This is a genomic window from Crocosphaera sp. (assembly GCF_030064895.1).
Lineage (GTDB): Bacteria > Cyanobacteriota > Cyanobacteriia > Cyanobacteriales > Microcystaceae > Crocosphaera.
Window position 1 is genome coordinate 1 of the sequence record NZ_JASJEB010000148.1, and the last position, 10,237, is coordinate 10,237.

The window sequence follows — 10,237 nt, forward strand, 5'->3', positions numbered from 1 at the left end:
TACTAGCCAAATTTCTGACCTGGCTTCCCCACTATTAATTTTCCTCCATTCTTAAAAACTAATAAACTTCTCATAGGTTTATTAGGGATGATTTTTTAAAAAAGTCTTTTCATTTTCTTTTTACAAACAGTCTCTAACAGTATATTTCTCTCGAAAATATCTTGAGGATGTTTTAGTGGGTGAATTCACCGCAACTGACAAAAATAATGACACAATGATTTCCCCCAATGAAGTAAAATCTTTCTACGCTAGTTTCACTAGTGACTATAATTCACTGGATAATATAACTGTTGAAGAAGCAAAATATATCGAGGAATTTCAATATAAAATTGGTGAGGAAAATGAGTTATCGTTTCGGGTGAAAACGACTGGGAGAAAATTACCATATCCAAGCCCTTTTGGCGATATTAACCTAACATTAGATGTAGATTTCCAGAGAACTCCCAATCAGAACTGTTATGATGTATCTAACTTAGACTTGTTTCATCAGGCAAATGCTATTAAAGAATTCTGTGATCCTCACAAAACAGGAATAACTCAAGTTATGCAAGACATTAGATCTAATAATAACTCTAGCACCCAGGTTCCCGAACCCACTTCTATAATCGCTTTATTAAGTTTAGTTAGTTGCGGTGCAATTTCTAAATTATATAAAATAAGACACCTTCCTTAACGATGGGGTTTAAATCAAGACAAGGCATTACAGATACGAGATACATCTTCCAGAGAAACCCGTTTATAGGTAATTTTTCGGGGCAAAGTCAATACAATGGGGCTTTTTTCGCATTTGCCCAAACAACCAGCCGGAATAATCTTCGTATCTGAAGTTATTTGAGACTTAAACGCTTTTAAAAGTTTTTCCGAACCATCTTTCTGGCAACAAAGACCTTGACAAACTAAAATTGAGCGATCGCTGAACCTTGGACTTCGATGAATCATCAATGAATATTAGTTAGAAGAACTCCTTCTAATCTTACTTCTGCTGACAAAATAATTCTTCCCAAAATGTTAAGAGGTTTTAAGCATTGGGGAATAATAGAGGCGAGTTTCTACAAAAAGTGATCTAAAGGAGTGAAAAAGTAATGCTAACTCAACTGACAACACTTGCTCAACAATGCGACGGTCGCTATGCTAGTGATGCAGAACTAGAATGTTTGAAAGATTACCTAGAAGAAATTGACCAACGCATTTATACATACAACAAAATATATAAGAATGAAAACCAACTCATTGAACAAATAGGAGTTAAAACTCACGCTGACATATTCCAAAAATCCGGAAAAGATTTATCATCTCTTTGTGAACGAGATCAAAGACATACCATGCGTTTTATAGCAACAGCTATGTTATTCAATGAACCTGATAAGTTGCGTCAGAAACTTCTCTGGCAAAGTATAATTATGAGGGCTTTTAAAGACCAAAATTCATCTAATATTACCTATAAAATGATGGGAGAAGTAATGAATGAACAATTTAATGATGAGGAAATGAAACTCATTAAACCAGCTTTAGAACTTGTTCAAATGATGCTGCGTTAAATATTAATTAATAAGACCCCGTGCTTAACGACGGGGTTAAAATCACTTGAGAGATAGTCCTTTAGATGCTAACCATTCTTGATTATAAAGACGAGACTGATAGCGCGCCCCACCATCACATAAGATAGTAACAATGGTATGGCCTGGTCCCATTTCTTTAGCTAAGGCAACGGCCGCCCCCACATTAATACCGACCGATCCTCCCATAAATAAGCCATCTTGGTATAATAATTGATAAACTATTCTTAGGGCTTCATTGTCATCAATTTGAATGGCATCATCAATAGGAACACCCTGCATATTGGCTGTGATACGACTGTTACCTATACCTTCAGTTATGGAACTACCTTCCGGTTTAATCTCTCCCGTTTTGACGTAACTATATAAACCACTGCCCATAGGATCAGCTACAATACATTTAATATTCGGGTCTTTCTCCTTAAAAAATAACGCCCCACCAGCATAAGTTCCGCCGGTTCCTGTGGCGGATACCCAAGCATCTACCTTGCCATCAGTTTGCTGCCAAATTTCGGGGCCAGTGGTTTCATAATGTGCCTGTCGGTTGGCTAAATTATCGAATTGATTAGCCCAGATGGCATTATCTAACTCTTCGGCCAGTCTTCCTGAGACCTTAACATAATTATTGGGATTTTTGTAAGGAACAGCAGGAACGGTGCGAACTTCAGCCCCTAAAGTCCTTAAGAGGTCAATTTTCTCTTGTGACTGGGTTTCTGGGATAATAATCAGACATTTATAGCCTTTGGCATTGCAAATATGTGCCAATCCAATCCCTGTATTGCCTGCGGTTCCTTCGACAACGGTTCCCCCAGGTTTGAGTAGTCCTTTTTCCTCTGCATCCTTGATAATATATAAAGCAGCCCTATCTTTAACGGAGCCACCGGGGTTGAGAAATTCTGCCTTTCCTAAAATATTACAGCCTGTTTGTTCACTAAAGCTTTTTAGTCGAATGAGGGGTGTATTGCCAACAGTACCAACAAAGCCTTCTTTAATATTCATAATATAGAGTGATTCGATGGACAAGTGCATTCCCTAGATACAATAGGGATAATAGTCGATTATTCTATACTACATTTTATCCTAATATCGTCAGAATACTCCATCCATCAAACGATAATCCAATCTATCTTAGAACAAGCTTAACTCTATATTCTTGCCTTAGTCCTCTTAATTAAGAGGACAATCTTCAACATCAACATATGAACATTGGCCAGCTAAATCACAATTTGCAATTATAGTTTCACCATTTGGTTTAACTTGTAATACTAAATTGAGATATAAGTCCAAAAAACTTAAGTTTTTATTAAAATAAAAGAAATAAAAAGAACAAGAATACTAAAGATAAAGCTTATGTTATCCTGAAACAAAAATTAACAGTTGTTCTCAACAGTCAAAAAACTACCAAGTTTTGGGTCGAAATTTATCGTAATTAAGAATAATAACAGTTTCTTCTGTTTATTAACTTCTTTAATTTGACGATCAGTTTCTTCACATTCTTTTAGTTAAACTCTTGAAATAAGACCCAAATTTTAAAGACTTGGTTTAAATAAAAATATGATTAAAGTTTAATTTAGAAGTTAGAATTTGTCTAAAAAATTTAATTCTAACTTCTAAATTATGAGTTCTAAATTTACCCTTGATATTCTTCTAATAACTTCGGTAATTCGTCATAACCATCAACTCCAATTAGTTTGATAATTTTGGGGCGATTTTCTTCGAGTAATGTTTTGAATTCTCTCTCATTTATTTTGCCCTTGATAATAGTTAATAGACCGGCAGCTTGTCGATATTCAGCCGACTCAATTTGATGCAAGAGGTACATTCCTAAAGATCCACAATAGATAGTTTTGGAGACATCTTCTAAGCTGTAATAAGCTTCGGATAAATAGGTAAAATTCAACCCTTGTAGATAAGTATTACCAGAATTAAGAGCCATTTTAATGCCTTTTTCTAAAGCAGTAATAGCAGCAGAAGGTTGAGATAAAATAACATAAGCAATACCTAAACTATTATAAGCCAATGCTTGACTTTGATAGTCTTCTAATCTTTCCGCTAAAGTAGCACCTTGTTCTAAATAATTAATAGCAGACTCGTATATTTCTGGGGTCATTTGTTCAACTTCTTTAGCCCGAAAAACTTCGCTATAACCCACATTAATTAATCCATTCGCTTCCCCTAATTTATCTCCTACTTGACGAGAAAACATTAATGCTCTTTGACTATAATTAATCGCTTGACTATAATCTTTCTCAGCAATACAAATGCGACTCAAATGATTAAAGTTAGCAATTTCACAGGGTTTATCAGAAGCTTCTTGAGCAATTTCTAATGCTTCTAAATGAAATTTTTTGGCCTGTTCATAATTTCCCAAAGTTAATTGAGAGTAAGCGAGTAAAGTAAGAATTCTAGCTTTTTCTTGAGTTCTTTCGACTTCCTTTAAAGGATCATCAAAATAAGTTAAAGTATCCCGTAGATTTTCTCCAGAAAATGAAGCAAAAATACCGCCATATAAAGGAAAATCTTTCCGTTTTGTTAATTTTCTTAATGATTGTAACATCATCAAAAAATAGCCTTCCCTTAAATTACTATTTTTACCAGTAAATCCCTGAGAAAGTTGAGCAAAAATTACTGAAAATATCAATAATGTACTGTATGATAAACGTTGCCCAAATTTAGCATTATAAGGTTGTTCATCAAACCATTTAACTAAACCCCTTTCTAGAAAATGTAACACCAAAATTAATTCAACCCAAGCCCTCAATTCTACCTGAGAACTTTTATCAGATAAATCCCTAATAGATTGGTTATTAGCTAAAGTTTTAAACAACATTTGTGCTAAAGGTAAACTGGTTTTTTTCTCCCACCAAGGCCAAGGGCCTTGTTTTTCGGAACCAAAACCTAAACTACTTTGATTTTGTTCATAAATCCAAGTAATTAACTCAGGTTCTAAACGAGAAAATTCTGTTAATCCATCTTTAATACCATTAGCTAATTCTAAAGTATCTAAACCCTCACTAGAGTCCTTAAGTAATTGAGAAAGTTTTTGTAATTGTTCTCGATTCAAACTATTATTATTACTTTGATCTAAACAAGGTAAAAAAGCAGCTAATAAATGTTGAGTATCAGCCTTTTTAATTTGTTCTATGGCTAAAGTAAGGGTTTGTTCATTTTGATTTTCTTTTTGCCAACGTTCCCATTGTCCTTCAATAGTTTGCAACGCCCTTAAAATACGAGTCGCCTTTAATTTTTTTTCTAATTGTGCCGTTATTTTCTGGGTATTTTCATCAAGAACACGCTCAAAAATTTCACCCGTACCCGATTCAATCTCTTTAACCAACATTCGATAGACTTGTTCTTTGGATCTAATTTTTCCTTGTAGAGTAATCTCTACAATAGAATCAATCAGTTGTTGGTAACGGTTCGATAACGAATTAGACTCAGACATAATTTAATAAGTTCGCAATAGATAATTTCTACAGTTTGTATCTAACTTTTATTTTATCTCTTAATTTCACAACTTAAATGAAAAAAGAGATATAATAATCACCAGACAACTGGAGAAGCAGATATCTAGTTATTTGATTAGTGATTCAATTAGAGGTAATATCAATGAAACGGGATGATGTACTCAAAATTATCGCTGAACATCGAGAACAATTAGAAAAATTGGGGGTAAAATCTCTGTTATTATTTGGTTCAGTGGCAAGAGATGAAGCCGGTCCCGATAGTGATGTAGATTTCTTAGTAGAATTCAATCAAGAAATGGGATTATTTGAGTTTATAAAAATCCGACTGTATTTAGAAGATATTCTGAACTGTTCTGTTGATTTAGGAACAGAAGATGCCTTAAGAGCACACTTACGAGAACCTGTATTAAAGGATGTAATCAATGCCTTCTAGAGAGTGGCCCCTACGGATTCAAGACATCATGGAATCTATTGATGATATTTTACAATGAACCGCTAATATGACCTTTGAGGAGTTTAGCAATAATCGGACAATTATTAAAGCTGTTCTCTATGATTTTGGGATTATTGGTGAAGCAACTAAAAATGTTCCTCATCACATACAGTCACGTTATCCTCATATTCCTTGGCGTTTGATGGGAGATATGCGAAACGTTATTTTCCATGAGTATTTTCAGGTAAAATTACCATTTATTTGGCGAACAATTCAAAATGATTTAACTTCCCTACATTCACAATTACACGAACTTTTAGAAAATGAAAATAACCCCAAAAATTAACGTTTATTTTTATTTTATGATGAAAAAAACATTTATAGCAGTTCCCATACTTGTGAGGTACACAGTTTTCTAGTTTTAGGAGTTCGGAGTTCGGAGTTAGATATTAGGTGTACCTCATGAGTCCGGGAAACGCTATATTTAAAATTGCTTGACTTCCCACACTCCCCACACTCCCCAAACTTCCCTCAGTAGTATTACCCGAACCCGTAAGCAAACTGCTACCCTAGAAGATAATCATAGTATTTGGGATCTGGTGATCAATAAAAATGGGACTAAAAAATAACTCTCGCTTTCTACGTCTTCCCCCTCTCAGTAGCTTGATATTAATGGGAGTTGGGGTGATCTTGTTTATCTATCTTATCTACTACTACATCAATCGTTCCAATAACGAGATTACCATTGAACCCTACAGCGAATTCCTCGAAAAAGTAGAAAATGATAAAGTAGCCAGAGTTAAGATAGGCAACCGTTTGATCCTCTATCAATTATATTCCCTTTCTCCTCCAGAAGACATATTTTCTCTACCAGAAACGCTCTTAAATGAGTCCAATAACTCAAGTAATCCCCTTCACGGGCCAACCGCCTCAACCCCCTCTCAACCACAAACTTCAAGGAATATGGGAGAAGTTTTAGCAACTATTCCCATTGACGATCCCAATTTACCTATGTTACTTAGGGAAAAAGGTATCATATTTGAGGCGGCCGCACCCCCTAAAAACAGTTGGGTAAGTACCATTTTAGCTTGGGTTATTCCCCCTGTAATCTTGGTGTTAGCCATGCAATTTCTGTTATATCGTAACGAAGATAGAGGATCATTAGCCTTTAGTAAAAGCAAAGCTAAAGTCTATGTAGAAGGAGAAGCAGCGAGAATTACTTTTGCAGATGTGGCCGGGGCCGAAGAAGCAAAAACCGAATTAGTAGAAATTGTCGAATTCCTGAAAAACCCCGATCGCTTTAGTCGCATCGGTGCAAGAATACCTAAAGGAGTGTTATTAGTAGGACCACCAGGAACAGGTAAAACCCTCTTAGCCAAAGCAGTAGCAGGGGAAGCCGATGTTACCTTTTTTAGCATCTCTGCGTCGGAATTTGTAGAGTTATTCGTAGGAACTGGGGCCGCCAGAGTCAGAGATTTATTCGATCAAGCTAAAACACAAGCCCCCTGTATCATTTTTATCGATGAATTAGATGCCATCGGTAAATCTCGTAGTGGAGGCAACGGACTCAGTGGTAGTAACGATGAACGAGAACAGACCTTAAACCAACTTTTAACCGAGATGGATGGCTTTGCCGTGGGGGATGCCACAGTCATCGTTTTAGCCGCCACCAACCGCCCAGAAAGCCTCGATGCAGCCCTATTAAGACCAGGCCGTTTTGACCGTCAAGTATTGGTTGATCGCCCTGACTTATCCGGAAGATTAGCTATCTTAGAAATATACGCCCAAAAAGTAGAAATTGACCCAGATATCAACCTCAAAGACATTGCTACCCATACCCCAGGGTTTGCCGGGGCCGACTTAGCTAACCTTGTCAATGAGGCGGCTTTATTAGCAGCGAGAAATCAACGGGAATATGTGACCCAAGCGGACTTTAAAGAGGCCATAGAAAGGGTTTTAGCTGGTTTGGAGAAAAAAAGCCGAGTTTTAGCCGATCAGGAGAAAAAAATTGTTGCTTACCACGAAGTCGGCCATGCTTTAGTCGGGGCTGTCATGCCGGGGGGTGGTAAAGTTGCTAAAATTTCCATTGTGCCACGGGGCTTATCAGCTTTAGGTTATACCTTGAAAATGCCCACCGAAGACCGTTTTTTGATGAGTGACAGCGAATTTCGTCAACAAATTGCTATGTTATTAGGGGGGAGGGCAGCAGAAGAGATCATCTTTGGTAGTGTTACTAATGGGGCTTCCGATGATCTACAACGGGCCACAGATATCGCTGAACGCATGGTCACTACTTATGGTATGAGTAAAGTCCTTGGTCCTTTGGCCTACGACAAAGGACAACAGGGCAATTTTTTAGGGAATAATGGTCTTAACCCTCGTCGTTTGGTGAGTGAAGAAACAGCAAAAGCTATTGACGAAGAGGTGAAACAAATTGTTGATTCTGGCTATCAACAGGCTTTATCTATTCTTAATCATAACGCTGATCTCCTAGAAACAATTACTCAACAATTATTAACAATTGAAGTTATAGAAGGAGAAGAATTAGAACAATTACTTGCTCAAGTGCAGGATATCAGTGAACAGTAAACAGTTATGAGTTATCAATTTTGTAAAGTATTTTAACTCCATTAATGATCTTGCATAATTAAATCACATCTTCTTAAAATAAGTAGGGTTTTCTTCTGATTAACCTTACTTACTGCGCTCTTTCAAGCAAAGTAAAAATCGAATTCAGGTTATAAAGTTAGATAAATTCATTCTGAAAAAATCAAAACAGGAGAAAACCCATAACCCAATCGGTTATTATCACCAAAATGAATTTTATAAACCATTGAACCATCTTTATGTTTAACACAATGACCAATTCTTGCCATCGGGATAATATTCGTACTTTCCTTAACTAATTAGCATTGTAAACATTCCAAGCTTTCCAAAAAGTATAAACCGATAACATAGCTAACATTCCATAGAAACAAAAACGAACCACTTTATCAGGTAACTTCGGTAAAAATCGGGTACTTATTTGCACTCCAATTAATCCTCCAAAACCTAAAATAATTCCCACTAACCAAACAACATTATTATTTAAAGCATGACCAAAACAAGAAGAAATAGAAGTAATAACAATCACACCTAGACTCGTTTGTATCGCAACCTTTATCTTTTCTTGTAACAATAACATTTGTAGAGGAACCATAATAACTCCCCCACCAATACCAAATAAACCAGCTAAAAATCCAGCCATTCCTCCCGTTAATAAACAAACTAATTTCTCCGATAATCTTGCCTCAGACGATTGATGAGATGTTGTTACTAATTGACGGCGCAAATTGCTTAACAATATATTAAAAACTAGTAGACAACCAAAAGCAGTTAACAAGACAAATTCGGGGATACGATTAGCAACAATTACACCAAATTGTGCAGTTATAAGAGCAGGAATTCCTAATAAGATAACCCTTTTAAAATTCAAATATCCCATGCGCCAATTTTGAATACTTCCCGATGAAGAAGTAATAACAATGGCTAAACTGCTGGTAGCAATTGCTTGTAAAGATGTATAATTCAAAGCAAGTAAAAGAGGAACTAAAACTGTTCCTCCCCCAATTCCTAAAATTCCTGATAGTAGTCCCGCACCCAAACCACTAACAATTAAAATTAAAATTTCTACTAACATTGTTTCTTCATAATAAATTGTCCCCAAATATATTAATGATTTCCCTCATTAAAGGGTTGAACTTCAATAGGAATTCCCACATAACCCTCTTCTCCAGAAGGAACCAAATTATCTAAAGTAACGTTAGGTGTCTTCTCAGGAATACGGGAAAGTTCTTCAACAGGAATAAACTTACTATCAGAATCAAAGGTTTTTCTCACCGAAGCGTTTCTATCTTCTTGTGGAAATTCTCTTAAACCATCAGAAGATTTAGCGTTAAAAGATGGTTTTTGCTCTAACTTTTCTTGATAATTAGGATCACTATTTTGGGTATCTTTTTGATCGGATATAGCATCAACTTCAGTCGGTGATATTGACTTAATTTCCGATGATTGACAAGCAGCAGAAGCTAAACCTAAATAACATCTAAATTCTTCTCTAGCTAAAGAAACTCCTATCCCTGCGACAGATACCATTAACGCTGTCATTGAGATAAAATATTTAAACATGGTTGGTACACCTCCCCACTGAAATCAAGGCAACTTTTACCTATGTTATCTTAACGCAACACAAAATTGCTTTGTTGGTGGACTGTATGCTTATCTGTCTATGGACTAACAGCAGTGACTGATGGGGAGATGAGGAGACGGGGAGACGGGGAGATAGGGGGATGGGGAGACGGGGAGATAGGGAGATGGGGAGATGGGGAGATAGGGGGATGGGAAGGGAGTTTTACGGTTTGTTTACTAATTTGTAAATAGTTCGTTTAAATGGGTCTTAACTTATCTGCTACATAAAAGTCGACCGTGAAGAACGTCCGGACATAGATAGTATTTATCTTGTTTAGAAACAGGGACAACAGAAGAACAATTAATCAGACAAATGGTAGAAGTTAGTTTTGCTATCTCGTAAAAAATAGTAGAATCTTAGTAGAAAAATAGCAAGCAAGACTTGTGCTGAGGAACAAAGTATGCTTGCATTCCATTCAACGAATCAAGCGAGAGTCCCCACGCTCAGGCACGGCGTGGGGAGGTAGAGCGTGTGATTTTCGAGGTTCGATGCCTCGAAAATCACAATTATCTTGCGATACATAACTTAGAACTCCTACTTAATAAACGAACAT

The 10,237-nt window shown here is 36.4% G+C and carries 10 protein-coding genes and 1 pseudogene; 6 read left to right on the top strand and 5 right to left on the bottom strand.

The annotated features are described in order from the left end of the window. Positions 1-175: 175 nt before the first annotated feature. Positions 176-673, top strand: a complete 498-nt coding sequence (locus tag QNJ66_RS24695) for a hypothetical protein (RefSeq protein ID WP_300511310.1) — start codon at positions 176-178, stop codon at positions 671-673. A 14-nt stretch (positions 674-687) separates the two neighbouring features. Here the strand turns inward: QNJ66_RS24695 and QNJ66_RS24700 are convergent, their stop codons facing one another. After that, positions 688-939 carry a (2Fe-2S) ferredoxin domain-containing protein gene (locus tag QNJ66_RS24700; protein ID WP_300511311.1) on the bottom strand — a complete coding sequence of 84 codons (252 nt, stop codon included), beginning with the start codon at positions 937-939 and terminating at the stop codon, positions 688-690. Between the two features lie 143 nt (positions 940-1,082). On the opposite strand from QNJ66_RS24700, the gene QNJ66_RS24705 reads away from it, so the two are divergent. Further along, positions 1,083-1,538, top strand: coding sequence for an allophycocyanin (locus QNJ66_RS24705; RefSeq protein WP_300511312.1), 456 nt, complete (start codon positions 1,083-1,085; stop codon positions 1,536-1,538). A 42-nt stretch (positions 1,539-1,580) separates the two neighbouring features. Here the strand turns inward: QNJ66_RS24705 and QNJ66_RS24710 are convergent, their stop codons facing one another. Both QNJ66_RS24710 and QNJ66_RS24715 read right to left on the bottom strand, forming a co-directional pair. After that, on the bottom strand, positions 1,581-2,555 hold the full coding sequence (locus QNJ66_RS24710; protein WP_300511313.1) for a cysteine synthase A: 975 nt from the start codon (positions 2,553-2,555) through the stop codon (positions 1,581-1,583). Positions 2,556-3,186: 631 nt separating this feature from the next. Further along, entirely contained in the window at positions 3,187-5,001 is a 1,815-nt protein-coding gene (locus QNJ66_RS24715) for a tetratricopeptide repeat protein (protein WP_300511314.1), read from the bottom strand. A 164-nt stretch (positions 5,002-5,165) separates the two neighbouring features. On the opposite strand from QNJ66_RS24715, the gene QNJ66_RS24720 reads away from it, so the two are divergent. From QNJ66_RS24720 to ftsH, 4 genes and pseudogenes are all read left to right on the top strand, one after another. Further along, positions 5,166-5,456: a nucleotidyltransferase family protein gene (locus tag QNJ66_RS24720; RefSeq protein WP_300511315.1), complete on the top strand. Its 291-nt coding sequence runs from the start codon at positions 5,166-5,168 to the stop codon at positions 5,454-5,456. Further along, a pseudogene (locus tag QNJ66_RS24725) lies at positions 5,446-5,802 on the top strand (DUF86 domain-containing protein). Before QNJ66_RS24720 ends, QNJ66_RS24725 begins: the two are co-directional and overlap by 11 nt. Positions 5,803-5,950: 148 nt before the next feature. Beyond that, on the top strand, positions 5,951-6,085 hold the full coding sequence (locus QNJ66_RS24730) for a hypothetical protein (RefSeq protein ID WP_300511318.1): 135 nt from the start codon (positions 5,951-5,953) through the stop codon (positions 6,083-6,085). Next, on the top strand, positions 6,069-8,045 hold the full coding sequence (ftsH, locus tag QNJ66_RS24735; protein ID WP_300511319.1) for an ATP-dependent zinc metalloprotease FtsH: 1,977 nt from the start codon (positions 6,069-6,071) through the stop codon (positions 8,043-8,045). Before QNJ66_RS24730 ends, ftsH begins: the two co-directional genes overlap by 17 nt. A gap of 313 nt (positions 8,046-8,358) precedes the next feature. On the opposite strand, the gene QNJ66_RS24740 is transcribed toward ftsH, so the two are convergent. Further along, positions 8,359-9,135 (bottom strand): sulfite exporter TauE/SafE family protein, encoded by a 777-nt coding sequence (locus tag QNJ66_RS24740; protein WP_300511320.1) that lies wholly within the window; start codon positions 9,133-9,135, stop codon positions 8,359-8,361. 32 nt (positions 9,136-9,167) lie between these two features. Beyond that, positions 9,168-9,623, bottom strand: coding sequence for a hypothetical protein (locus tag QNJ66_RS24745; protein ID WP_300511321.1), 456 nt, complete (start codon positions 9,621-9,623; stop codon positions 9,168-9,170). Between the last annotated feature and the right edge of the window lie 614 nt (positions 9,624-10,237).

Bases quoted from the DNA above. Each gene is read 5' to 3' on its own strand.
- QNJ66_RS24720 (WP_300511315.1), top strand. From the start codon at position 5,166: ATGAAACGGGATGATGTACTCAAAATTATCGCTGAACATCGAGAACAA.
- QNJ66_RS24705 (WP_300511312.1), top strand. From the start codon at position 1,083: ATGCTAACTCAACTGACAACACTTGCTCAACAATGCGACGGTCGCTAT.
- QNJ66_RS24715 (WP_300511314.1), bottom strand. From the start codon at position 5,001: ATGTCTGAGTCTAATTCGTTATCGAACCGTTACCAACAACTGATTGAT.
- QNJ66_RS24710 (WP_300511313.1), bottom strand. From the start codon at position 2,555: ATGAATATTAAAGAAGGCTTTGTTGGTACTGTTGGCAATACACCCCTC.
- QNJ66_RS24740 (WP_300511320.1), bottom strand. From the start codon at position 9,135: ATGTTAGTAGAAATTTTAATTTTAATTGTTAGTGGTTTGGGTGCGGGA.
- QNJ66_RS24745 (WP_300511321.1), bottom strand. From the start codon at position 9,623: ATGTTTAAATATTTTATCTCAATGACAGCGTTAATGGTATCTGTCGCA.
- ftsH (WP_300511319.1), top strand. From the start codon at position 6,069: ATGGGACTAAAAAATAACTCTCGCTTTCTACGTCTTCCCCCTCTCAGT.
- QNJ66_RS24700 (WP_300511311.1), bottom strand. From the start codon at position 939: ATGATTCATCGAAGTCCAAGGTTCAGCGATCGCTCAATTTTAGTTTGT.